Here is a 22,859-nt window from a genome sequence, read left to right as displayed (position 1 = left end):
GCTAGACACATTATCTGTAAATGTTTATTTTTCCACTTGACCAATTTCACTATTTAAGGTACAATATTCTTTGTTATGGCGGTATAGCCAAGTGGTAAGGCACGGCTCTGCAAAAGCTTGATCGTCGGTTCAAATCCGTCTACCGCCTTTATTATAGGATTTTATCCGAATTTATACAAGTCAAAAGCCCGATTTTTCGGGCTTTTTTGATTTTTAATTCGGTTAAATTCGGTTAAGTTTGAAAATAATTTGGGGCGAATTTTGGGCAAGAACTTTTCAAACCATCAAAAAACTCCCCCAGGCTATTACCTAGGGGAGTATGAATAAATTACAACTCAGCAATCTGGCTCAAGTTAACTTCAGCAATGGTGTCGTTACCAAACATAGAGATAACCATTTTGACCTTGTTGTTGTCGATTTCTGTGATTTTACCTGTGTAGTCTGTAAAGGCACCATCGATGATACGAACCGTGTCGCCAACTTTGACATCAATATCAAATTCTTGGACAGTTTGACCCATAGATACCAAGATTTGACGGATTTCTTCTTCCAAGAGTGGAGTTGGTTTTGAACGGTTACCGTGTGAACCCACGAAACCTGTAACGTTTGGTGTGTTACGCACCACAAACCAAGCTTCATCTGTCATAACCATTTCCACCAAAACATAACCAGGGAAACGGTTTTCTTCTACTTCCTTGACCTCACCGTTCTTCTCAACCTGAACAGTCTGTGTCGGAATTTCTACACGAAGGATATTTTCCAACATATTATAAGTGTGGGCACGTTGGAGCAAGTTCTCCTTGACCTTGTTCTCATATCCTGAATAGGTTTGCAAGACAAACCAGCCTTTATCAAAACTATCGTACATTTTAACTTCCTTTCTTTGGAAACACTGCATTTTTAGACGCTAAAAAAAGCCCGAAGGCTTTCGCTTTTCTTTATTATATCACTTCCATTTTACAAATGGCAAGTATTTTCTAGAAAAGATTGATCAGGCTCATGATTCCTCTTGACAAAATCAAGTCAAAGAGATAAACAATAGCCACAAAGAATGCTGTGTATTGCACAACAGAGGCAAAGTCCTTCCAGCTCTGCTTGCGAGTTGGCCAAGCAGTCTTTTTCAAAATGTGAAAAATATCTGTAATGAATTTCACGCGCTACTCCTATCTGGTTTCCTTGTGAACCGTATATTGTCCACAATGTTTACAAAATTTATTTACTTCTAACCGTGTTGGCTTGGGATTGCTCGACAGACTAATCGAATAGTTACGAGAACCACAAACAGTACAGGCTAGGCTTGCTTTTTTTAGTGCCATAAAGCCCTCCATCCGTTTTATTTTATCATGTTTCTATGGATTTGACAACTCCTCAAACCAAGTTGTAACCGTATCCCAAAGAGATTTAGCCCTCTCTGGCAACTGGGCATCAATCAGATTTTGCTTGGTTTGCTCAATCAGATTACGAGCTTGATCGGAAATCTCCTGTACCTGCTCCTGGCTAATGCCAACCTCAGACTGTGTCGCTGGTTCTTCTGCTACCTCCACAATTCCATTTTGCACATAGGCATTCTCAACATCAAAAGGAGTTCCCGCAGTATAGGGAAGTATGGAATTGGCCACTGTTTGAAAAACTGCTGGCGCCATCCAATAACTGCCGCTGTCAATATAGTGGTTTTCATCCGTCTGCTCAAAACCAACCCACTGACTAATAACCAAATCTGGCGTGTAGGCAATGTGCCACTGGTCATTGACCAAATCCACATTAAAGCTGGTTTCCGTCGTTCCCGTCTTACCAGCCAAGTAGTAATTTGCCGCATCAGCTGTTACACCTGTACCGTTTGTAAATGTTCCCAACATCATAGAAGTCATCTTATCAGCCACCGACCGTTCAAGAACCTTAGTACTGGTTTCACGGTGCTCTGCTAAGACCTTACCACTGGCCGTTTCGATTCGAGTAATCAAGTGAGCGTCTTTCATGACACCCTTATTGGCAAAGACAGCATAGGCCTGGGCCATTTGTAGAGGATTAGTTTCCACACCCGAACCAATTGATACACCCAAGACCTTTTCGACTTCATCCATGTTCAGACCGAACTTCTTGCCATATTCAAAGGCCTTGTCAATGCCCAAGGTGTTCACTATATAAGCTACTGGCAAATTGTAAGAAAGAGCCAAGGCCTGATACATAGGAATGGTATCCGAGGTCGAACGATCGTAGTTATGTAAAGTGTAATCGCCATAGGTTTCCGTATGGTTATCCAAAGCCATGTCTGTGGACCATCCCGCAGCCACCGCAGGTGCATAGGCTACAAGAGGCTTAATGGTTGACCCTGGGCTTCTTTTCCCCTGGGTCGCAAAGTTAAAGGTTCTAAAGTCTGCATCCTCTGCACTGTTGACACGACCAACCAAGGCGCGTACGCCACCCGTCTTAGGATCAAGAGCCACGCTGGCAGCCTGGGCATGGGTCCCATCATAGCTGGAGGATGGGAACATACTTTCATCATCAAAAATGACCTGCATGCTAGCCTGAGAATTCTGGTCCATCTCCGTATAGATCCGATAGCCGTTGTTGATGATGTCCGATTCTTTCAAACCATATCTATCAATGGCCTCTGCAATGACCGCATCGAAATAGGATGGATAGGAATAATTACTCTGTTTGCCTGAATAGGTATCCGCCAATTGACTGGCCAAATCGACCTGAAAACCTGCATCAGCCGTTGCCTGATCAATGACTCCAGCATCTACCATGGCTTGCAAAATCGTATCACGACGATTGGTCGCATTCTCAATAGAGTAATAGGGATTATAAATCTCCGGACCTTTCAACATGCCTGCTAGTAGAGCGGATTGCTCAATCGACAAATCACTGGCAGAAATCCCAAAATATTTTTGACTGGCATCTTCCACACCCCAGACCCCATTGCCAAAATAAGCATTGTTGAGGTACATGGTCAGAATTTCCTGTTTGCTATATTTTTTATTGATTTCAAGGGCGAGGAAATATTCTCTAGCCTTCCGACTAATAGTCTGTTCCTGAGTCAAAAAGGCATTCTTGGCTAACTGCTGCGTAATGGTTGAACCACCACCTGAACGCCCCAAGGTCAAGACTGCTAGAATAGTCCGCTGGTAGTTAATTCCTGAGTTTTTATAAAAACTCCGATCTTCTGTCGCGATAACCGCATTTTCCATATGATCCGAAATCGCATCCAGCTCCACATAAGTGCCTTTTTGACCAGACAGGGTGCCAGCTTCTGCCCCATCCTTATCATAGATAATGGTGGTAGCCTTGAGAGCTTCCTGTAAATCCCCAACATTGGCTGTTTTGGCTAGGAAGAAAAGATAGCCTCCAACGGTCAGCACTATAACCCCAATCACAATCATTAAAATCTTAGTCAACTGGTAGCGACGCCAAAACTTGCGAATCGGCTCTGGAATTCGTGACTTCTTCTTTGCTTTTTCTAAAGATTTACCACTCCCTCGACGGCTACGACGAGGATATTCTTCCTGCTCAGCCTGAAAGTCCTCTGGTACATCAATCGGTTGATACTCTAAATCATCTCTATCCATTACATACCTCTTTCTAATGAATTTTGTACCATTATACACCATTTCCTAAAAACTAGCAGAAAAAAGCCTGCGACCACTTGTGACAACAGACAGAGAAAATTTTCCAAAAATATGATAAAATAGGGTCATTCTGAACAAGAAAAGGATATTCCATGACACAAGTATATGACATTACCATTATCGGTGGCGGGCCAGTCGGTCTATTCGCCGCCTTCTACGCCCACCTCCGCCAAGCCAAGGTCAAAATCATTGACTCTCTGCCCCAACTAGGGGGCCAGCCAGCCATTCTCTATCCTGAAAAGGCCATTTTGGACATTCCGGCCTTTCCAAGCCTGACGGGACAGGAGTTGACCGACAACCTCCTTGCCCAACTGGCTCCATTTGACACCACCATCTGCCTCAATGAAACCCTGACTGCCATTGAGTCTGGAGAGGTTATTAACCTGACGACCAATAAAGGCAGTCACCAAACCAAGACCCTGATTATCGCCATGGGTGGCGGGGCCTTCAAGCCACGTCCGCTGGAAATTGATGGTGCTGACAGCTTTGATAACGTCCACTACCACGTTTCTAACATCCAGCAGTATGCCGACAAGGACATCGTCGTCTTGGGGGGCGGCGACTCTGCGGTCGATTGGTCACTGGCCTTTGAAAAAATCGCCAAAACCACCCAGATCGTCCACCGTCGCGACAACTTCCGAGCCCTCGAGCACAGCGTGGAAGAGCTCAAGCAGTCCAGCGTTACTATTCACACACCTTTTGTCCCTAAAGGGCTTTCTGGGGAAAATGGCAGAGCTTCTGCCATTGATTTTGACAAGGTAAAGAGCGAGGACAAGCTGACCCTATCTTTTGACCACCTCTTTGTCAACTACGGTTTCAAGTCATCTGTCGGAACGCTGAAAGAATGGGGATTGGAACTCAATCGCCACCGCATTGTCGTCAACAGCAAGCAAGAAACCTCCGTCCCTGGTATCTATGCCATCGGTGACTGTTGCTTCTACGAGGGCAAAATCGACCTGATTGCGACTGGACTGGGCGAAGCCCCAACCGCTGTTAACAATGCCATGAACTACCTCAATCCAAACGAAAAAGTGCAACCCAAGCACTCCACCAGCCTATAAGATGAAAATTGACATTCGCATTCCCCAAGCCTTTCCCCAACTGACCGTCAAGGAAGTCTTGGAAGATTATTTTCTCATTCCCAGAAAAATCCGCCACTTTCTCCGCACCAAGAAGCAGGTCCGTGTCAACGGCGAGCTGATAAACTGGCAGAGCCCAATTGCAGCAGGTGACCTGCTGGAATTGACCTTTGACCAGGAAGATTATCCTGAAAAAAGTATTCCTCTGGGACAGGCAAACTTGGTGGAGGAACTCTATCAGGATGAGCATTTGATTATCGTCAACAAGCCTGAAGGCATGAAGACCCACGGCAATGAGCCTACGGAAATTGCCCTGCTCAACCATGTATCTGCCTATGTGGGACAGACCTGCTATGTGGTCCACAGGCTGGATATGGAAACCAGCGGAGCCATTCTCTTCGCCAAAAATCCCTTTATCCTGCCCATCCTCAATCGGCTTTTGGAGGACAAGGTCATCTACCGTGACTACCTAGCCCTCTGCCAAGGCCAGCTTAAAAAGGCTGACTGGACCATTACCGATAAAATCGGACGGGACCGACACGACCGCAGAAAGCGGGTGGTCGATAACCGCAAGGGGCAGACTGCTCTTACCCAGGTCCACCTCTTGAAGACCCTTGGCAAAAATAGTCTGGTATCCTGCCGCCTCCAGACAGGTCGGACCCACCAAATCCGAGTCCATCTAGCCCACCACGGTCATGCTCTAATCGGTGACCCTCTTTACAGTCAAGTCGCTGCCCCCCGCCTCATGCTCCACGCCCAAAAACTCAGCCTGACCCACCCGCTGACACTCGAAGAAATCAGCGTAGAAGCAAGGTCGGAGAGTTTTGAGAAGGTAGTGAGAAGTATGAAATAAATAGCTACACCCCCAGAGTTCTCATGCTCTGAGGGTGTTTTTTACTTGAAGCTCACTCGGAACCTCCTTGATGGACTCAGCCTGATCCAGACCTGATAGGTCTTCATTAAGAATCTCATATTGACCGATGTCATTGATGGCATAGATGGTATGGTCCTCAATCCCCTGCTCATCCTTATCAGGCTGGTAATCAGCCCCAGACCAGGCAGACTGGAAGAGTTCATAGACTTCATTGTTTCCGACCTGTAGATAGCCACGACCCACCTGAGTAATCTCAGCAGCGTCTGGCGTCTTAAGCATCTCCATGGAGTCGCTCCGATCTGCCACCTTGAGCGCCAGCTTGAAGCGGGAGTTGGACCAGATCTGGTCATCCACCACACCAGATGGCTTCTGAGTAGCTAGGATCAGGTGAATACCCAAACTTCGACCGATACGAGCGGTTGAGACCAGCTCCTTCATGAAGTCAGGTTGGTTGGTCTTGAGCTCCGCAAACTCGTCGGAGATCAAGAAGAGATGGGGCAGGGGTTCACTCACCTCACCCAGCTTGTACTTCTTCTGGTATTGATTGATATGGTTGACATCGTGGGTTGCAAAGAGACGTTGACGGCGCTTCAGCTCCGCATTGATGGACACCAAGGCCCGCATAGACTGGGCGCCATCCAAGTTGGTGATAGTCCCAAGTAAGTGAGGCAGGTCCTTGAAGAGGTTGGCCATGCCCCCACCCTTATAGTCGATGAGGAGAAAGGCCACATCATGCGGATGGAAATTGACCGCAAGGCTTAAGATATAAGACTGGATGACCTCTGACTTACCTGAACCCGTAGTACCCTTTCGACTACGATATTTTTGGAAAATAGCAGAGCAGACAACCACACCTCCTTAAACAGCCTATAAATCCAGCTAATCACAAAACCACCCAAAGCAGAGCTTTACAGCAAGCAAAAACGAATTGAAGATTCGTCCATGAAGAATGGTCTTTACCTCTCTATTATACCAAAAAGACCCAGCTAAAACTAGCTGGGCAATTCAATCATCTACAATCTATCAAATATTTTCTTTCAACCATTTTTTGTATTGTCTGGACTTCTTACCGTACCAAGCTTCGATAGAGTAGCCAAATTCTTCTCGATAGTGTTCTTGATTTTTCTCAATTAACTTTATTAATTTTATACTAGTTATCATCGAACTTAAAATTTTTGTAAAACCATAAGTAAAGAAGAGTAGAAGCAAAGGTATTCCTGACAGTAATAATCTAGCAAAAATTCGATCAAACCCATTAAAAATAAAATTTAATATTGCATGAATTCCCCATAAGACTAAAACTGTCTGCAATAATAAATTACGCCTCTCAACTGAATAGCTTGAAAACTCATAAGTTCCCCTATTTAAGGAATAATAAAATAAATAAATTACTGAAATAATAAAGATTAACCAGAGAGAAATGCGAATTCCTAAAAGAGGAACAAAAAATTGAAAACCGTAAACTATTGAATAATATATCGGAACCATCATAACAATCGAAGCAAGCAAGTTCCATTTATAAGCCACTACCTTATTTCGTTTTGAAAAAAAATATGAAATTGTATAAAATATCCAAACAGAAATCGCATATAGTAACCAAAAATAACCGGGCAGAGCGAGCCCATATTCAAATTCGGTAACAGGATTGGACATAGGGTTCCCACTTTTGCTGACTGTTTGTCCAAATAAAACTGGAAATACCCCTCCAAATACGAAAAAGGAGATTAAAATTGGAAAACCTACCAGTGGTGTTAAAATATTCCATTTTTTTCCTATCTCTGTTGCCTGATATACTGCTTTTTTCATATCGTCTTTATTGAAATCGTCTACCCAAACCAATTTACCGCCTCCAAATTATTATTAAAGAATTCAGATACATTCTGACCAACCGATTTCAGATCATTCCAAGCCGACTCTATTGCTTTTCCTGTATTTTCTACTAATTGCTCACCTATATCGACTAATTTATAAAGACAGTCGGAATAATCAAAATAGCCAACTTCATTCTCTCTTCTAAAAAGTGGGAACCGATTAATAATCATAATTTTCCTATTCCCATTCTTGAGCTGAACCACTGAGCCAATTGGTAAATATTTCTTCATCAATAATTTCTCCATTTCTAATACCATTCTTCCTTTGTTTTTCCTTCCCACTCACGATATTCTTCAGGATATTTCCATTTATAATAGCCCTGAAGAAAGAACGGAAGAAAAAGATAGATTTGCAAGGTCAAAATTCCTATATTGGTAATAAACCATATAGACAAGGTTCCTAAAACACCTAATCCATCCATGCCCTTCCAACCTTCTAGTATCCATTTTAAAACGGTTAAAATAAACACTACAATCCAAAAATACCGTGCCAGAAAACTGAAAGCTCTGTCTAATTGTGATGGCAAAAATTGACCATATAGCAATTGACTAAGACTTTTAATTTTATGATTGAACAGATTGCCAATAATAACAGCTTGAGAAAAATAAATCACGCCAACCCCTAATATACCGAGGGTTCCATAAAATACATTCAATAAAAGTAAATTAAATTCAATCAATAACCAAATAAAATAGGTTACAAAAATATGAAACTGAGTACGATAAGTTAGAATAAACTTGAATTTGAATCTTTTTCCCAAAATAACGATCAGTAACCATAGAAATGCCAAGAGATAAAAGATCCAATACGGAAAAAAATTGATTGGAGAACCGGTAATGGATGTTTTTTCACTTGGGAGATGATAGATTATATTAGATATGACAGCAAATAAATAATTGACACCAAAAATAAGAAGAAGACTCCACCAGAAAGTATTCCAATTTCCTTTAAAGGTTCCTCTATATTTCTCAGTCTCTTGCGCTGATTCAAAATTTGGTTTCCCAAATTTTTTATAAGATGGATCATCATATAGATTTAAGCTCTCTTCAAAGCTTGCATCTAAAAGTGTTTTTTTTCATGTTTTCTCCTTAACCAAACCAAGATAATTCAGGGACTTGGAAGTTAGAAATGATTGATTGGGCCTTACTTCCTACCTCACTGACTCTGAGATCAAATCTTCGAGTGGTTTACCATATTTTGTATTGAATAAATTTCCAGACCAACTCGTGTCCGCGCTCCTCTGTAATTGACTCAATGATTTCTTTTTATCCTTAAAGTCGTCTTCATAGCTTCATAAGCTTTTTTAAGTGCTTCTAGCTTTGTTTTGTAACTGGCAATTGTTGATTCTGTACTTGAAAGCTGACTATTAGTAGTTGATATCCGTTGGTTACAACGAGCAATTTCAGCATCTTTTTACATTGTGAAAATCTCCTTTCTATTGAAAATTTATCCCGCAAAGAAGTAAATAATTGACATAGCAAGAAGCCAAACTACAAAGATTAGTATAGTTAGATTACGGAAATAATGTATCGTTCCTGCATACCGCTCAACATAGGCCAATTTAGGATTTTTGGGGTTATAGTAAACTGCCATAGTCGAGCCAATAGGCCAATACTTTTTATAATTGTAGTTTATTCGATTAGCATAAATGATAAATCGTCCTGTAACATTTCTCGCTTCAATTCTTCTTCTGTTTCATAGGCAAAGTAAACATTACTTCTATCTACATCACGCATATAATAACGTAAATATGTTTTATATTTCACTCCATTGACATAATATACAACAATTGGTGTATGAACTAGTTGAAACATCTTGTAGTCGATAACAATTCCTTCAGTCTTCACCGAGCTTTTATCTCTAATAGTTACTTGGCGCCGCCAGTTGTAGAAAAAGACTAAACCTAGAAGCCAACATCCGAATGTTAAAATAACATAGCCCAAAGTTGATTCTTTCATCCTTTACTCCACATAAGCCAAATCTGAAATCGTGAGTGAAATTTTGCTATTATCTGTCATATTTTTTACAACATCAACACTCTCAGCAGGGAGAGGTAGGAAGATAATGGCTGTCGTATTGGGCTCCAGCACTCCATATTCATCAGGCTCATACAGCACTTTTTGATTTTCATAGATGACCGTTCCATCATAGGACCAGTTAACCGTAAAATCAAAATTTTGTTCAATCCTATCTGCCGTCCTGTTCGTTACTAAGAACAGGGCGTAGGTAGTGGTTCCATCTGAATTCGTAGCATCCGCATAATTTAAACTAATGGCATTTTCTTCTCCTAAGTTAGGATTCTTTTCAAGCAAATCCTCAACATATTGAACAACTTCACCAGCTTGAGTTGTATTTTTTCCATGTACTAATGTCAACGCCTTATCCTCCACTGAACTACTTGTACTACTTTCAACACTTGATTGTGTTTCTGTAGTTGTACTCGAATTTCCACAAGCCGTTAATAAGAACATGCTTGTGACGATAACAATTATTTTCTTCATCTCTTCTCACTTTCTAAAAATTGAGATTAACCTAGGTAGCACTACGATCACTAACAAATCACCTATAAATCCACATCAAACAGTGCTTCTGAATATACACCGCTGACTTCTACATAATATCTATCCATTATACCAAAATTCTAGATAAGATGGCATATTTAAAAAATGTTACCTAGATATAAGTTTGAAGCCACCAAAAAAAGCTGAACAATCAGCTTTTTTATGCACGCATAATCTAAATAGGGGGCAGCTTACATCTCTTGAGGTGTTGACCAGTAAAAGTTACTCAAAAATATTACCCAACTCAACGTCCACGCGATTTTCTTTGACATTGATGTCGGTCACGGCTAGAAGGGATTTGTAGTTGGCTACGTTGCGGTCTCCTTTTTGGTTTTCCGCAAAGACAGCTACGCCAACCAAAGTAGAATCGAACTCGGAGAGCAGGCTGATCATACCATTGATGGTACCACCATTTTTCAAGAAGTCATCAACAATCAAGACACGGCTTCCCGCCTTCAAGCTACGCTTGGATAGGAACATTTTTTCAATGCGGTCGCTGGATCCTGACACATAGTTAACAGAAACGGTCGAACCTTCTGTAATCTTAAGATCCCGACGAACAATAACAAATGGAACATTGAGTACATTGGCAACGGCATTGGCCAAGGGAACACCTTTTGTTGCAACTGTCATGACAGCATCAATCTTTTCTTCCTTAAAAGCATTGGCAATAATACGACCAACGTTTTTCAAGACATGAGGTGTTGAAAGAAGGTCAGATGAGTAAATATAACCACCTGGCAAAATTCGGTTACTTTCAGCCATCTGGTCACGAAGAGTTTGGGCAATCTCGATGGACTCTTCCTTAGAAATAGAAGGCGTAAACACAACCCCTCCACTGGCACCAGTAATGGTTTCAATCTGACCAATCGAACTTTCTTCAAAGGCTTTTTTAATAATTGCAATATCTTCTGAAATCGAAGACTTGGCAGACTCATACTTTTCCGCAAAGGTATTCAAGCTTGTTAATTCGTAAGGGTGATTGATGAGGTAGTTAGAGATAACAACCATTCGTTCACTTCTTCTTAATTTCATATCGTTCTCCTTTTTGGCTTTTTCCTATTATAGCACAATCTATGCAAAAAGCGAACTTTTTTATTTTAAAAAGTCCGTCTTTTTCGTATTTTGTTCATTTTTCACAAATACCATGATGGTCGAAGCCTGCTATAGCCTTGATACCAAGTCCAAACAGCATCAGCCTGTTCTTTCATCAAGGGGATTTGAAGGGGAGCTACGCGCTCTGCCTATTGCTTACTTCCCCTCAGGATACATGGAGTCATAGATATCTTTTAACATGGCTTTGAGTTCATTCTCAGCGACTTCCCTTAGTTGCTCTTGTTCTTCCTCACTCAATTGGATGCTTTCTATATCATTTCCATTTTCATCAATCAGATCATAAACACCATCTCCTTTTCGTCTCATATTTTTATCAAGTTGTTGGAAGACACTAATCCGTCTGCCATTCAATTCATAGTTAAATCTAACACGGATATGTGACTTTTCTGGAACAAATTCTATCCCTAACTTTTTAGATGTTAATGCGGGAATTCGGTCCATCATCATCAGATTGTAATCATCTAGGTTATAGCCTGCTTTCTTTACATCGTCCACATATTGTTTGCCAAAAAGTCTTCCCAGCCCTGTCAGAGAATAGAATTGTTCATAGGTAGGAGCTCCATTCTCATAGGTTCGCTTAAAATCACCGTAACAATACAGTCGGTAACTAAAAAACGATAGCACCAACGTCAATACTATGAGGATAGTCACCCGGGTTTTCTTACTTAACATTGCTTACTTCTCCTCAGGGTACATGGAGTGGTAGACATCTGCCAGTAGTGCTTCTAGCTCAGCAATAGCGATTTCTGTCAACTCTTGCTCCTCAGCTTCTGTCAGCTCTATTCTCTCTATATCATTTCCATTTTCATCTATCAGATCATAACCACCAGCTCCATTTCGTCTCATATTTTTATCAAGTTGTTGGAAGACACTAATCCGTCTGCCATTCAATTCATAGTTAAAGCTGACAGTAATATGTATCTCTTCTGGAATAAATTTTATCCCTAACTTTTTAGAAGTTATTGCAGGAATTCGGTCCATCATCATCAGATTGTAATCATCTAGGTTATAGCCTGCTTTCTCTACATCGTCCACATATTGTTTCCCAAAAAATCTGTCATATCTTGTCAGAGAATAGAATTGTTCATAGGTAGGAGCTCCGCTCTCATAGGTTCGCTTAAAATCACCGTAACAGTACTGACGGTAACCGAAAAACGATAGCACCAAAGTCAATACTATGAGGACAGTCACTCGGCTTTTCTTACTCAACATTACTTACTTCTCCTCAGGATACATGGAGTGGTAGACATCTGCCAGTAGATCTTCCAGCTCCGCAATAGCGATTTCTGTCAACTCTTGCTCCTCAGCTTCTGTCAACTCTACACTCTCAATCAGATTACCGTTTTCATCCTGTAAATAGTAGCTGCCTTTACCATCCCGATTCATATCCTTGTTAAGTTGCTGGAATACATTAATCTGTCTGCCATTCAATTCATAGTTAAAACTGACAGTGATATGTATCTCTTCTGGAATAAATTTTATCCCTAACTTTTTAGAAGTTATTGCAGGAATTCGATCCATCATCTTCAAATTGTAATCATCTAGGTCGTAGCCCGCTTTCTTTACATCGTCCACATATTGTTTCCCAAAAAATCTGTCATATCTTGTCAGAGAATAGAATTGTTCATAGGTAGGAGCTCCGCTCTCATAGGTTCGCTTAAAATCACCGTAACAGTACTGACGGTAACCAAAAAACGATAGCACCAACGTCAATACTATGAGGACAAATACTCGGGTTTTCTTACTTAACATTGCTTACTTCCCTTCAGGGTACATGGAATCATAGATATCTTTTAACATGGCTTTGAGTTCATTCTCAGCGACTTCCCTTAGTTGCTCTTGCTCATCCTCACTCAATTGAATTCTTTCCTTATCCTGTCCAGATTCATCAAGGAGATAGTATATTCCATCTCTATCCAACTCCATTTTTTCATTAAGTATTTGACTGACACCTAATGGTTGTTCATTCAAAATGTAGCTATAATGAAGGTCAACTCTATTGTTTAACGGAATAACTTTTATTTCTATTTTTTTGGTAGTTAAACTGGTGATGTTATCGTTCATCCTCAAATTATACTCATCAATCTCGTAACCCGCCTTCCGAACGGCCTCAACATAACGTTTGCCACCAACTATTCTACCATAGCCAGTCAGAACTATTAACTGTTCATAGACCGTGCCATTTTCATAAGCTCTCTTGAAAGCTCCGTAATCGTACTCTCTGTAGCCAAAAAAGGAAATGACTACGGTGAACATTACAAGAATAGGGAACATGATTTTTTTATGTTTTCGTAGCTTATTCAACATTGGTTTCACCACCCCTTTCCAAATAATCCTTGAAGGCGTCTTGGTGTTGCCTCTTTTCTTCCTTCGATTGACCCCAAGTGATAAATTGATGTCCCCAACTGCTGTCATCTCTAACAATAAACTCTACGAGTCTTTTGCCTTTATCGACATCTCCATCGCCAATTACTCCATAGAACTCTTGGACTCGATTCAACTCATTGGCATCAATTTTTCTATTGTAATCCGCTTGCACTGTAAAGATATCCTTCACATCTGCTTCTTTCATTAAATAATAGCCATTGATGGGATCCAAGTCAGAGTTAAAATCTCGATCCCCATACCTACCAGAGTCAATATCACCCTTGAAAGATATCTCATACTGTTCCATGGGAACTGGGATTCTCGCCGTTGTTGTCCCGATATGTACTCTACCAGTATTAGCTATTGTACTGATTAGATGAACAATAGAAGAAATGTCAAAATCCCAGCTCTGCTCCGTAAAGGCAGCTAACTGGACAGCTTCATGTGCCAAATCTCTTGAGATAGCTTCTTTTTTATGCTGTTCAATTAGTTTTCTAGATAATATATCAACTTCTTCTGTATCTAGACCATAGAGCCTACAAATTCTATCGCGATCATCCACATTAACCGTTCCCACTATAGCTTTCCAACGGATACTAACAAAATTATCCGGCACAAATGAAGCCACCAAACGATTATATTCATATATCACTTGTTCATTGGACCAGCCGTCTCGTTCAGCCCGTTCGAGGATACCCTGTTGGAGGTTATAGAGGGCTAGTGCTGATTCTTCGTCTAGGTCGTAAGAGTTCTTAAAGTCATCAATAATGAGCTTCTTGGCTTTTTCTGCCTTAGTGACGGAGGTTCCAGGGGCTAAAGTATGGCTCTTTAGGGGCTGATTTTTCATGCCAACAACCCAGTTCATGTCCAGACCTTCAGTGTAATAACTTCCATCACTATCAACGAGTACTTGGCTAAGCTGTGTAGCTCCTTGGATGGCCAAACGCAATATTTCTAGGCTATCTGTAAAATAAGACGAGACTTGGGAAACAAACCATTCCAGCTTCTCAATTTTCTCTTGAATATCCTGAAGATCAACCTCCAGATTTTCCTTGGCTTGGTAAAGATAGCCTGTATCACTCCATAACTTCCCATATTTTCCAGACAAGAGAGCACCTACTTGGCTGAGAAAGCTCTCGTTTTCTTCTATCTGTTGGCTGACAATGTCAAGCTGACGGTTCCTTAATTGTTCTAGCCTTTTCAATTCTTCCAAGTCTAAGGTTCCATAGCCCGATACCGTGCCATCTGCTACCTTATAAGAATCCAGCTCGGTCTGAATATCGTCAATGGCTGCCTGCAGTTTTTTGATAGAAGGGATGATGATATCTGAAAACAATCCTCTACCCGCCGTATAGGCTGCCCCTTGCAACTCCCCAGAATCAAGACTGGCAATGAGATGGTCGCAGCCGCTAGACAGCCTATCTGTGACTTCATTAGCCAGCTGAATATTGTTTCCCATGGCTTGTATGAGCATGGCGGACTCAGAGGCGCTATATTTTACTCCCATGTTAGACGATTCCTTTCTCTGATTCGTTCTTCTCTTTCATCGTCCAGTTGATGGCGAACTTGACTTGCATGGTGCGATAGTTGGTCCAAATGTTCACTGACATAATGATCTATCTGCCATTTCAAGTCTCCATTTTTCTGCAAGTCTATATGTTTACTTGGGGTCTCCTCAGGTACATGATACAGAAGTGATTCCACTTCAAGGGACAGATGATGAAACTCCGATTGGAGATCCAAGACCCTTTCTTCATGTCTTCGCTTCAACGATAAAAAATCTTCTTCTAGCCACTCTATCCGATTGATTTCTTGTGTCAGAGCAGCTGATTTTTCTTCATACTCAATCCGATTCATTAGTTGCTTCTCCATCTTTGTGCTTCTTCTATATCGCGTTTCTCTAGCTTTGCAGCGATTTGAGGAAATTTATTGGCTTGAATCAGAACTGCCTGACTCAAATCACTGACCGCCTGAAGCATTTGATTAGAAACTTGTCGTCCGCTTTCCATGCCGGAAATACCACTAGTATAGCTAAAATCCACAGATTGGTTTTGAACGGTGCTGGCATCTACTCCTACCAATTCACTAATGGCAGAAGCAGCAGATACTGGGCTTGATTTGATTGTCCCACTCATAGAGAATCTCCTTCCAAAACGTCATACTCTCTAATTATATCACAATATATGACGACTCCATTGTTCAATATACATTCCATCTATAAACTATAAAAAGCGAACTTTTTTATTTTAAAAAGTCCGCTTTTTTCGTATTTTGTTCATTTTTCACAAATACCATGATGGTTGAAGCCTGCTATAGCCTTGATACCAAGTCCAAACAGCATCAGCCTGTTCTTTCATCAAGGGGATTTGGAGGGGATCCACCTGCTCCGCCCACGAAAGAGCCCCCAGACTGTTCACGGTCAGATAAAGGGCTAAAAGCCCCCAAAATTCCTCTGGAATAGCTCCTTCAAAATAGGCATCCACCTGACCACGCGCAAAGGCTGGCGACAATTCCACTGTAAAAATCAACCGATTAAATTCTTCCCAGGGATCTCCTATATCATGTCGATCAAAGTCTAAAATTTTCAGTCTTCCATCCTGGCCCCGTAGAAAGTTCCCTGTATGAAAATCACCATGATGGTAGGCAATTGGTCTTCCTGCCAGCAAGTGACGATTGGCCTGGACAAAGTCTATCATGGCTTGACCATTTGGATAGGAATGACTAGCTGCTTGGTAGGCAGCTAATTTATTGTCAATCTTAGCCTGATAGTAGTTGTTCCAGTCCCGTTGGCTTTGGTCAATAGGCAGGGCATGTAAGGTTCGCAAGAACTGACCTGACTGACAGCCCAGTTCATATAAGGTTTGTTCTGACAGACTGGTAGCCAAGTCATTCATATCCTGACCTTCTATCCATTCATAGAGGCTATGGACCGACTTCTCATCCGTCCAAAAGGCGATTGGCTCTGCCACAGGCAAACCTAGACCAAACAGGTTTTCAACTAACTGAAACTCTAATCGCTTAGCCTCATAGGCTGGCCGCTCTGCTATTCTCAACAGACCAAGGCGACCATCTTCTAGCTGGACCTTATACTTTCGGTCCGTGGACCAGCCTTTGGTGAGGGGCTGTCGAGATACAATCCCAACTGCCATCAGTCTAAATCAGGCTTGTAGAAGGCGCGGTTGTCCATGGCAAAGATGCGGTTAGTCATCTCGCCTGGGCCGACCTTGTCCAAGGCCGATAGCATCATCATCATTTCCGCATCGATGTTGTCAATCATGTGGAGGATTTCCGCCTCCATAATCTGCGGACGGACAGGGCTTCCATACTCCAGCAAACCGTGGTGGCTGAGGATGACATGGCGCAGAACAGTCACTTCCTCCAGACTGTCATCGATGCCCAATTCCATCAAGACCTTGGTAATCTCTTCATCAATCAAGGAAATGTGCCCAATCAGATTGCCACGGACAGTGTAGCCTGTGTTATCAGGACCTGTCAGTTCAATCACCTTGGCTAGGTCATGCAGCATAATCCCTGCGAAAAGCAGGCTCTTGTTGAGCTGGGGATAGACGTCGCCAATTTTATCCGCCAAGCGTACCATGGTCGCCGTATGGAAGGACAAACCTGAATAGAAGGCATGGTGATTGGTCTTGGCTGCTGGATAGGAATAAAATTCCTTGTCGTACTTACTGTAAAGGGCACGGACGATCCGCTGCCATGTGGCATTTTCGATGCGGAAAATCATCTGGCTCAGATAGTCCTTGGTGTCCTTGACATCAACAGGTGGTTTTTCCTTAAAATCAGCAGGGTCGTTGGGCTCGCCTGCCTTTGGCAAACGAAGAACCAGTTGATTGACCTGGGGGGTGTTGTTGTAAACTTCACGGCGTCCCTGCATGTGAACAACTGTCCCAGCAGTAAAGTCTTTGATTTTCCCTGGTTGGGCATCCCAGACCTTGCCTTCAATCTCACCCGTATCATCTTGGAAGGTCAGAGCTAGGTAGTCTTTGCCAGCTCGTGTTTGACGGACTTCAGCAGTCTTAATCAGATAGAATCCTTCGAAGAATTCATCTTTTTTCATTTGGTTAATTTTCATTATCTTCCTCATCTAATGGGGACAGGCCAAGCAGTCCCTTGGTTTGGTCATCTTCGTACAGGTCAATGGTACGAAGACTACGCTCAATGGCGTTGGTGCGAGTGGTTAGGAGTTTGTCAATATTGCTGCTGGCTTGATTGAGTTGTTTCTGAGCCTTAAGCAAGAGGTCAGAAAACTTGCCAAATTCCAGCTTGACATTGCCCAAGACCTTGGAAATATCATCGGCTGACCGTTGAATGTTGAGGGTCTTAAAGCCGACGGAGAGAGAATTGAGCAGGGCAGACAGGGTGGTCGGTCCTGCTACCACGATATTTTCCTGACGGCGAAGCTCATCAAAGAAAATGGGATTGCGGACCACTTCTGAATAAAGTCCTTCGGTCGGCAAGAACAAGACACCAAAGTTGGTGGTTTCAGGCGGATTGAGGTACTTGCTCTGAATGTCCTTGGCAAAGCGTTTGATAGCCGCCAAGAGATTTTTGCGATGGAGGTCAATCTGGTCCTTGTCCCCACTTTCGTAAGCATCTTCCAAGCGGTAGTAATCCGCCAGCGGAAACTTGGAGTCGATTGGCAGATAGATATAGTCTCCTTCGGTCCGTCCTGGTAGCTTGACCGCATACTCCACGCGCTCATTCGAGCCTGAAACCGTGGCAAACTCTCGCTCATATTGGCTAGGTGTCAAAATATCCTCGATAATCTGTCCCAGCTGCAATTCGCCCATGATGCCACGGGTTTTGGTGCCAGACAGCACCTTGTTCAGACTGCCCACATCACGCGCCACCGTCTGCATTTCGCCCAGACCACGATTGACCGATTCCAATTGCTTGGACACCGTTTCAAAGGAGGCTTGTAGGCGGGTTTGCAGGGTTTTCTCCAGTTTTTCCTCAACCGTCTGCCGCATTTCTTCCAGGCGTTTTTCATTGGACTCCTGAATGGCCTGCAAACGGCGATCGGTGGCATCTCGCGTTTCCAAGTGGCTCTTATTCAGCTCTTGACGGATGTCGGTTAGCTGTTGGTAAAGCTCCGTGCGGAGTCGTTCCACTTCCTGATGAATGGCCTGCTGCTGTTTGAGAGTTGCATTTTCTAGTTGATAGCTGAGCTGGTCAGACAAGTTGTCTGCAGTATCTTCGGCTTGATCTTGCAAAAGCAGGGCCAAGCTCTGCCATTTTCCATAAAGAAAAACCAAGGCAAGCAAGACCAGTATCAGCAAAATAAGTAATACAATATCCATCTAATTCTTGTCCTTACTGTAGATCAGGACCACGTAACCCTGATCCAGTTGAATGTCTATGTCCCTATCTATAAATTCGTTAGAGGAATAGCATTTTTTGAAAAAATAATTGCTGGCATCCAGCGGGTACTTGGCATGGCGAATGGTCAGGTGGCTTTGGTCCGATGGCATAAAGGAAATGTACTTCATACCCTCCACTGCTGACAAACGGTGCTGACCTGCAGGTCGAAAACGGACGATGTTCTGACTGTCCACCAATTCAATCTGCTCCATAAAGGCAGCCAAGTCCGGCTCAGAAGCCAGAAAGAGATTGCTCATCATGTGGTCCATGCGACCACCCAAAGCACCGTATATGCGAACCTGGGCCTGCGGATAGGCCTTGAAGATTTCCTTTAAAGCCAACTCCAAGTCTGTATCATCTTTTTCAGTAGGAGCTTGCAAAAAACGCTCTGCTAGATCCTTTATCCTCCCTAATTCTTCAGGTGTCACCGAGTCAAAATCACCGATAGCCCAGTCAAGAGGCAGAGAAGCTTCCAATAGACGAAGAGAGCCTGCATCTACCCCCACATAGAGGTCGGCAGGCTCAGGAAGGCAGTCAAAGGAACCGCCCGCTATTAGGGCAATCTTAATCATGGAGGACTGCTTTCAATTTGGCAACGTTGGCATCCAAATCGCCTTTGAAGAGATAGGAACCAGCTACAAAGACATTGGCACCCGCGTTTTTGGCTGAATGAATGGTCTTGTCGTCAATCCCGCCGTCCACTTCAATATCAAAGGCCAAACCCTTGGCTTCACGGAGTTTGACCAAGGCCTCAATCTTCTCAGCCACTTCTGGAATGTAGGCTTGTCCACCAAAACCTGGGTTGACCGTCATGAGTAGAACCTGATCCACCAAGTTGAGCACAGGCTCAATGGTTACAAGAGGTGTACCTGGATTGATGACAACACCCACCTTCATACCAGCTGCACGAATTTTTTGCAGTGTTCCATGCAGGTGAACCGTTGCTTCTGCGTGAATAGTCAAGATATCCGCACCAGCGCGGGCGAAGCTTTCGATATGATTTTCAGGATTGGACACCATGAGATGGCAATCGAAGACCAGCTTGCTATGAGGACGCATGGCCGCAACCACATCCGCACCAAAGCTGATATTTGGCACAAAGTGACCATCCATAATGTCAATATGGACGTATTCCACACCTGTCTGCTCAATACGCTTGAGTTCATTTTCAAAATTTGCATAATCTGCCGCTAAAATAGACGGTGCAATCTTATAATGTGACATAGAGTACCAACTTTCTATTTGAATTTCTTACTAACCTTGGTATAGGTTTCACGCTGATTTTGGATTTCGCTGAGGAATTGGAGATAATTGTCAAAGCGACTTTGGGAAATGGCAGAGCTGGCAACAGCTTCCTTGACCGCACAATCCGGCTCATGGGTGTGGGTACAGGTCCTAAATTTGCAGTCCTGGCTGCTTTCCGCAATCTCTGGGAAACAATCTGTCAGAGCCTCCGCCTCCTTGACTTCATAGTCTAGGGATGAAAAACCCGGCGTATCCGCAATTTTCCCGCCGAAGACATTGTAGAAACTGACCGCACGAGTGGTATGACGACCACGCCCCAGACTATCTGAAATTGCCCCTGTTTCCAAGGCTAATTCTGGCGCAATGCGATTGAGAAGAGTCGATTTGCCAACCCCTGTCTGCCCCATAAAGACCGTCACCTTATCCTGCAATAATGGCGTCAATTCCTCCAAATGATAGACAAATGGATAGCCAATTTTTTCATAGATAGCCTTGAAGGCATCCATCTCCGTCCGATCCTCTACCAAGTCCATCTTAGAGATATAAATAATGGGATCCATGTCCTTCTGTTCAAGGAGAACTAGGAAACGATCGAGTAGATTGGCATTAAAATCAGGCTCTTTTGCAGACATAATAACCACCGCCTGATCGATATTGACGATAGGAGGTCGAACCAAACTATTCTTTCTCTCGTGGATTTTTAAAATATAGCCTTCTGAATTTTCCTCCGCAGAAAAATCCACAAAATCACCCACATAGGGCGTTTGTCCCTTCTTACGAAAATTTCCTCTGGCTCTGGTTTGATAAATCTGTCCATCTGCCTCAACATAGTAAAAACCAGCCAAGGCCTTGATAATTCTTCCTTGCAATGAAGACTCCTTTGTGTGTACTTGCTACCATTATACCAAATTTCCTACAAAAAAACCGCAAGCGGTTTCGATTTTACACTTTCCTCTAGTCATTTCAATGTAAAAATAGTATAATAAAAACAAGCGGAGGTGGTGGAACGGCAGACACGCATGCTTCAGGCGCATGTGCCCATCGGGTGTGAGGGTTCAAATCCCTTCCTCCGCATGATAAATGGAGAGATCCCAAGTCAGAGTTGATGACTTGGGGTTATTTTTATATCTTCTCGCTCAATTTCCCATCACACATTTCCAAAACCACATCAAACATGTCTAGGATGGCAGGGCTTGATTCATGCAAGATGGTGATGATAAGTTTGTCCTCCAGCTGCAAGAGCTTGGTCAAAACCTGCTTAGTCAGGACAGGGTCTAAATGGGCGGTCGGTTCATCCAAGAGCAAAATCTCCTTACCACTCATCAGGGCACGAAGCAGACACAGGACATTTTTCTCGCCACCACTCAAGAGACTGGGGTCTGTTGTTGTACGCAAGGTGTCCTGTAAACTCATTGGCAAGCTCCTTAACAAGCCAAACATAACATCTCTTCCCTTCTCATAGGTTCCAAAAACAGACACATTGTTTTCAAAATCGGTATGGTAAAGATACTCAAACTGGCTGAGATAGAAGGCGGTAGCTGCTTCCATTTCATGCAAAACATCGTTTTCCTGATAGGAAATACTTCCCTTGTCCAGATCCAGTTCTCCTGCCAACACTCGTAGAAAAGTGGATTTTCCGCTGGCTGACGGACCAATGATGGCATACTTTTTCCCCTTGTCAAACCGATAGGAAAAATCTGCTACCGCTAATTCTCCCACATGATAGGCCACGTCCCTGACTTCTAAAGCTGTCACATTGGGATAGCTTGGTACTTGCTCAGACAAGACCTGACCAGCAAGATAGCCTTCTAGGTTGGCAACCGTTTCCTTGGTCGAATGGATAGAATTGACATCCAAGAGGATGTATTTCATAGGATAGATGAAATTTTCAACATAGCTAAAAGTCGCAATGGCAGCACCGATGGTCAACTCTTTTTGCAGCAAGAGATAGCCGACCAAGCCAAAAGCCGTTAATTGCACCAAAAACATGGAAAATCCATTGACAACATTGGCCAGGGTCTTGAATTGACCAAAGCGAAAACGGGCCTGCTCACTTTCTTCTACTGACCGATGGTGGACACGGCTGATAGAACCGAAGGTTTCACTATTAACGCGGTTCTTAGCAGAAAAGAGGTCAGTCACCACCTGAAAATAGCTTTCCAAACTCTGTAAAAATGCCCGCTGACGCTGAGAAAGAGGGCCCGAAATCCACTTGGGAATGAAAACCGCCAAGGCAGAGGACAAAATAATGCCTACCGCAACCAGCGGATGAACAAAGAGAAAGAGGGAAACCGCATAGATGACCATGCTCAAACTAGAGCGGATAATGTCCATGAGGGGACTCAGGTAACTCTCCTCAATGGTTTCCAAATCGTTGTCAAAAATGGACAGATAGGCAGAGACATTCTTCTCTGAAAATTTGGCTAAAGGCTGTGATAACAAGCTGTTTGCCAGACCTTTTTTAGCCGTGACATAGAACCCCTGAGACACCTTCCACTCATAAACCTGGGAAATGTACTGAAAGACTGAATTGGCAATGATGGTCAAAGCGTAGGCCAACAAGAGCCAGACAAGTCCTGTCCAGCCCATCTGGAAAATATGGTCAAAAAGATACTTATTTAACTCAGGCAAAACGACATTGGTCAAACTATATAAGATATGGAAAACCAACTGAATGGCAATAACTGGTTTCAATTGATAGATGATTTTTTTCATAACTCCTCCAGATAGGAACAAT

26 protein-coding genes, 2 tRNA genes and 1 pseudogene are annotated in these 22,859 nt (G+C 42.9%); 4 read left to right on the top strand and 25 right to left on the bottom strand.

Translation table 11 applies throughout. The features are described from left to right. Window positions 1–77 precede the first annotated feature (77 nt). A tRNA-Cys gene (locus tag C1G53_RS00590) sits at window positions 78–148 on the top strand. A 180-nt stretch (window positions 149–328) separates the two neighbouring features. Here C1G53_RS00590 and nusG read toward each other — a convergent pair. From nusG to pbp2a, 4 genes are all read right to left on the bottom strand, one after another. Beyond that, entirely contained in the window at window positions 329–868 is a 540-nt protein-coding gene (gene nusG, locus C1G53_RS00585) for a transcription termination/antitermination protein NusG (RefSeq protein ID WP_002940254.1), read from the bottom strand. 109 nt (window positions 869–977) lie between these two features. Beyond that, window positions 978–1,154 (bottom strand): preprotein translocase subunit SecE, encoded by a 177-nt coding sequence (gene secE, locus C1G53_RS00580; RefSeq protein ID WP_105117279.1) that lies wholly within the window; start codon window positions 1,152–1,154, stop codon window positions 978–980. A 9-nt stretch (window positions 1,155–1,163) separates the two neighbouring features. Then, window positions 1,164–1,316, bottom strand: coding sequence for a 50S ribosomal protein L33 (gene rpmG, locus C1G53_RS00575; RefSeq protein WP_002940258.1), 153 nt, complete (start codon window positions 1,314–1,316; stop codon window positions 1,164–1,166). A 33-nt stretch (window positions 1,317–1,349) separates the two neighbouring features. Next, a complete protein-coding gene (gene pbp2a / locus C1G53_RS00570; protein WP_105117278.1) occupies window positions 1,350–3,569 on the bottom strand; it encodes a penicillin-binding protein PBP2A in 2,220 nt (739 codons plus the stop codon). Window positions 3,570–3,721: 152 nt separating this feature from the next. Here pbp2a and C1G53_RS00565 point away from each other — a divergent pair, with 152 nt between their 5' ends. Together C1G53_RS00565 and C1G53_RS00560 are read left to right on the top strand one after the other, a co-directional pair. Next, a complete protein-coding gene (locus C1G53_RS00565) occupies window positions 3,722–4,690 on the top strand; it encodes an NAD(P)/FAD-dependent oxidoreductase (RefSeq protein ID WP_105117277.1) in 969 nt (322 codons plus the stop codon). Window position 4,691: 1 nt separating this feature from the next. Then, window positions 4,692–5,561: an RluA family pseudouridine synthase gene (locus C1G53_RS00560; protein ID WP_105117276.1), complete on the top strand. Its 870-nt coding sequence runs from the start codon at window positions 4,692–4,694 to the stop codon at window positions 5,559–5,561. A gap of 48 nt (window positions 5,562–5,609) precedes the next feature. On the opposite strand, the pseudogene C1G53_RS00555 reads toward C1G53_RS00560, so the two are convergent. The 20 genes and pseudogenes from C1G53_RS00555 to rsgA all read right to left on the bottom strand — a co-directional run. Further along, a pseudogene (locus tag C1G53_RS00555) lies at window positions 5,610–6,389 on the bottom strand (FtsK/SpoIIIE domain-containing protein); the annotation flags it as partial. A gap of 216 nt (window positions 6,390–6,605) precedes the next feature. Continuing rightward, window positions 6,606–7,421, bottom strand: coding sequence for a hypothetical protein (locus C1G53_RS00550; RefSeq protein ID WP_105117275.1), 816 nt, complete (start codon window positions 7,419–7,421; stop codon window positions 6,606–6,608). After that, the gene (locus C1G53_RS00545; RefSeq protein ID WP_419579779.1) at window positions 7,409–7,711 is read right to left on the bottom strand and encodes a DUF4176 domain-containing protein; all 303 of its coding nucleotides are present in this window, start codon (window positions 7,709–7,711) and stop codon (window positions 7,409–7,411) included. The genes C1G53_RS00550 and C1G53_RS00545 overlap by 13 nt, the downstream gene beginning before the upstream one ends. Beyond that, entirely contained in the window at window positions 7,702–8,067 is a 366-nt protein-coding gene (locus tag C1G53_RS00540) for a hypothetical protein (RefSeq protein WP_153046628.1), read from the bottom strand. The genes C1G53_RS00545 and C1G53_RS00540 overlap by 10 nt, the downstream gene beginning before the upstream one ends. 1,018 nt (window positions 8,068–9,085) lie before the next feature. Next, a complete protein-coding gene (locus C1G53_RS00535) occupies window positions 9,086–9,412 on the bottom strand; it encodes a hypothetical protein (protein ID WP_105117273.1) in 327 nt (108 codons plus the stop codon). 3 nt (window positions 9,413–9,415) lie between these two features. Further along, window positions 9,416–9,955, bottom strand: coding sequence for a hypothetical protein (locus tag C1G53_RS00530; protein WP_153046627.1), 540 nt, complete (start codon window positions 9,953–9,955; stop codon window positions 9,416–9,418). A gap of 282 nt (window positions 9,956–10,237) precedes the next feature. After that, on the bottom strand, window positions 10,238–11,050 hold the full coding sequence (gene purR / locus C1G53_RS00525; protein WP_044674726.1) for a pur operon repressor: 813 nt from the start codon (window positions 11,048–11,050) through the stop codon (window positions 10,238–10,240). A gap of 216 nt (window positions 11,051–11,266) precedes the next feature. Then, the gene (locus C1G53_RS00520) at window positions 11,267–11,803 is read right to left on the bottom strand and encodes a hypothetical protein (protein WP_105117271.1); all 537 of its coding nucleotides are present in this window, start codon (window positions 11,801–11,803) and stop codon (window positions 11,267–11,269) included. Window positions 11,804–11,806: 3 nt separating this feature from the next. After that, the gene (locus C1G53_RS00515; protein ID WP_105117270.1) at window positions 11,807–12,343 is read right to left on the bottom strand and encodes a hypothetical protein; all 537 of its coding nucleotides are present in this window, start codon (window positions 12,341–12,343) and stop codon (window positions 11,807–11,809) included. Between the two features lie 3 nt (window positions 12,344–12,346). Further along, complete coding sequence (locus tag C1G53_RS00510; RefSeq protein WP_105117269.1) at window positions 12,347–12,883, bottom strand: hypothetical protein; 537 nt, start codon at window positions 12,881–12,883, stop codon at window positions 12,347–12,349. A gap of 3 nt (window positions 12,884–12,886) precedes the next feature. After that, window positions 12,887–13,438: a hypothetical protein gene (locus C1G53_RS00505; protein ID WP_238139077.1), complete on the bottom strand. Its 552-nt coding sequence runs from the start codon at window positions 13,436–13,438 to the stop codon at window positions 12,887–12,889. After that, the gene (locus tag C1G53_RS00500; protein WP_105117268.1) at window positions 13,428–15,005 is read right to left on the bottom strand and encodes an ATP-binding protein; all 1,578 of its coding nucleotides are present in this window, start codon (window positions 15,003–15,005) and stop codon (window positions 13,428–13,430) included. Before C1G53_RS00500 ends, C1G53_RS00505 begins: the two co-directional genes overlap by 11 nt. Continuing rightward, on the bottom strand, window positions 14,996–15,355 hold the full coding sequence (locus tag C1G53_RS00495) for a hypothetical protein (protein ID WP_105117267.1): 360 nt from the start codon (window positions 15,353–15,355) through the stop codon (window positions 14,996–14,998). The genes C1G53_RS00500 and C1G53_RS00495 overlap by 10 nt, the downstream gene beginning before the upstream one ends. Next, window positions 15,355–15,633, bottom strand: a complete 279-nt coding sequence (locus tag C1G53_RS00490) for a TIGR04197 family type VII secretion effector (RefSeq protein ID WP_105117266.1) — start codon at window positions 15,631–15,633, stop codon at window positions 15,355–15,357. The genes C1G53_RS00495 and C1G53_RS00490 overlap by 1 nt, the downstream gene beginning before the upstream one ends. Before the next feature lie 147 nt (window positions 15,634–15,780). Then, window positions 15,781–16,647, bottom strand: coding sequence for an aminoglycoside phosphotransferase family protein (locus C1G53_RS00485; RefSeq protein ID WP_105117265.1), 867 nt, complete (start codon window positions 16,645–16,647; stop codon window positions 15,781–15,783). After that, the gene (locus tag C1G53_RS00480; protein WP_105117264.1) at window positions 16,647–17,588 is read right to left on the bottom strand and encodes a 3'-5' exoribonuclease YhaM family protein; all 942 of its coding nucleotides are present in this window, start codon (window positions 17,586–17,588) and stop codon (window positions 16,647–16,649) included. The genes C1G53_RS00485 and C1G53_RS00480 overlap by 1 nt, the downstream gene beginning before the upstream one ends. Next, window positions 17,578–18,816 (bottom strand): DNA recombination protein RmuC, encoded by a 1,239-nt coding sequence (locus C1G53_RS00475; RefSeq protein ID WP_044685615.1) that lies wholly within the window; start codon window positions 18,814–18,816, stop codon window positions 17,578–17,580. The genes C1G53_RS00480 and C1G53_RS00475 overlap by 11 nt, the downstream gene beginning before the upstream one ends. Continuing rightward, the gene (locus tag C1G53_RS00470; protein ID WP_105117263.1) at window positions 18,817–19,449 is read right to left on the bottom strand and encodes a thiamine diphosphokinase; all 633 of its coding nucleotides are present in this window, start codon (window positions 19,447–19,449) and stop codon (window positions 18,817–18,819) included. Beyond that, window positions 19,442–20,101: a ribulose-phosphate 3-epimerase gene (gene rpe / locus C1G53_RS00465; protein WP_105117262.1), complete on the bottom strand. Its 660-nt coding sequence runs from the start codon at window positions 20,099–20,101 to the stop codon at window positions 19,442–19,444. The genes C1G53_RS00470 and rpe overlap by 8 nt, the downstream gene beginning before the upstream one ends. Before the next feature lie 14 nt (window positions 20,102–20,115). Next, entirely contained in the window at window positions 20,116–20,991 is an 876-nt protein-coding gene (rsgA, locus tag C1G53_RS00460; protein ID WP_044770919.1) for a ribosome small subunit-dependent GTPase A, read from the bottom strand. Window positions 20,992–21,114: 123 nt separating this feature from the next. Here rsgA and C1G53_RS00455 point away from each other — a divergent pair. Beyond that, window positions 21,115–21,196 (top strand) — tRNA-Leu (locus C1G53_RS00455). Window positions 21,197–21,244: 48 nt separating this feature from the next. On the opposite strand, the gene C1G53_RS00450 is transcribed toward C1G53_RS00455, so the two are convergent. After that, on the bottom strand, window positions 21,245–22,837 hold the full coding sequence (locus tag C1G53_RS00450; RefSeq protein WP_105117261.1) for an ATP-binding cassette domain-containing protein: 1,593 nt from the start codon (window positions 22,835–22,837) through the stop codon (window positions 21,245–21,247). Window positions 22,838–22,859 lie beyond the last annotated feature (22 nt).

It is taken from the genome of Streptococcus suis, assembly GCF_002960445.1.
Taxonomy (GTDB): domain Bacteria; phylum Bacillota; class Bacilli; order Lactobacillales; family Streptococcaceae; genus Streptococcus; species Streptococcus hyiners.
Note: the sequence above shows the minus strand (reverse complement) of the source record. Positions and strands in the feature narration are given on the sequence as shown.

Bases quoted from the DNA above. Each gene is read 5' to 3' on its own strand.
- nusG (WP_002940254.1), bottom strand. From the start codon at position 868: ATGTACGATAGTTTTGATAAAGGCTGGTTTGTCTTGCAAACCTATTCA.
- rpmG (WP_002940258.1), bottom strand. From the start codon at position 1,316: ATGGCACTAAAAAAAGCAAGCCTAGCCTGTACTGTTTGTGGTTCTCGT.
- pbp2a (WP_105117278.1), bottom strand. From the start codon at position 3,569: ATGGATAGAGATGATTTAGAGTATCAACCGATTGATGTACCAGAGGAC.
- C1G53_RS00565 (WP_105117277.1), top strand. From the start codon at position 3,722: ATGACACAAGTATATGACATTACCATTATCGGTGGCGGGCCAGTCGGT.
- C1G53_RS00560 (WP_105117276.1), top strand. From the start codon at position 4,692: ATGAAAATTGACATTCGCATTCCCCAAGCCTTTCCCCAACTGACCGTC.
- C1G53_RS00545 (WP_419579779.1), bottom strand. From the start codon at position 7,711: ATGGTATTAGAAATGGAGAAATTATTGATGAAGAAATATTTACCAATT.
- C1G53_RS00535 (WP_105117273.1), bottom strand. From the start codon at position 9,412: ATGAAAGAATCAACTTTGGGCTATGTTATTTTAACATTCGGATGTTGG.
- C1G53_RS00530 (WP_153046627.1), bottom strand. From the start codon at position 9,955: ATGAAGAAAATAATTGTTATCGTCACAAGCATGTTCTTATTAACGGCT.
- purR (WP_044674726.1), bottom strand. From the start codon at position 11,050: ATGAAATTAAGAAGAAGTGAACGAATGGTTGTTATCTCTAACTACCTC.
- C1G53_RS00520 (WP_105117271.1), bottom strand. From the start codon at position 11,803: ATGTTAAGTAAGAAAACCCGGGTGACTATCCTCATAGTATTGACGTTG.
- C1G53_RS00515 (WP_105117270.1), bottom strand. From the start codon at position 12,343: ATGTTGAGTAAGAAAAGCCGAGTGACTGTCCTCATAGTATTGACTTTG.
- C1G53_RS00510 (WP_105117269.1), bottom strand. From the start codon at position 12,883: ATGTTAAGTAAGAAAACCCGAGTATTTGTCCTCATAGTATTGACGTTG.
- C1G53_RS00505 (WP_238139077.1), bottom strand. From the start codon at position 13,438: ATGTTGAATAAGCTACGAAAACATAAAAAAATCATGTTCCCTATTCTT.
- C1G53_RS00500 (WP_105117268.1), bottom strand. From the start codon at position 15,005: ATGGGAGTAAAATATAGCGCCTCTGAGTCCGCCATGCTCATACAAGCC.
- C1G53_RS00495 (WP_105117267.1), bottom strand. From the start codon at position 15,355: ATGAATCGGATTGAGTATGAAGAAAAATCAGCTGCTCTGACACAAGAA.
- C1G53_RS00490 (WP_105117266.1), bottom strand. From the start codon at position 15,633: ATGAGTGGGACAATCAAATCAAGCCCAGTATCTGCTGCTTCTGCCATT.
- C1G53_RS00485 (WP_105117265.1), bottom strand. From the start codon at position 16,647: ATGGCAGTTGGGATTGTATCTCGACAGCCCCTCACCAAAGGCTGGTCC.
- C1G53_RS00480 (WP_105117264.1), bottom strand. From the start codon at position 17,588: ATGAAAATTAACCAAATGAAAAAAGATGAATTCTTCGAAGGATTCTAT.
- C1G53_RS00475 (WP_044685615.1), bottom strand. From the start codon at position 18,816: ATGGATATTGTATTACTTATTTTGCTGATACTGGTCTTGCTTGCCTTG.
- C1G53_RS00470 (WP_105117263.1), bottom strand. From the start codon at position 19,449: ATGATTAAGATTGCCCTAATAGCGGGCGGTTCCTTTGACTGCCTTCCT.
- rpe (WP_105117262.1), bottom strand. From the start codon at position 20,101: ATGTCACATTATAAGATTGCACCGTCTATTTTAGCGGCAGATTATGCA.
- C1G53_RS00450 (WP_105117261.1), bottom strand. From the start codon at position 22,837: ATGAAAAAAATCATCTATCAATTGAAACCAGTTATTGCCATTCAGTTG.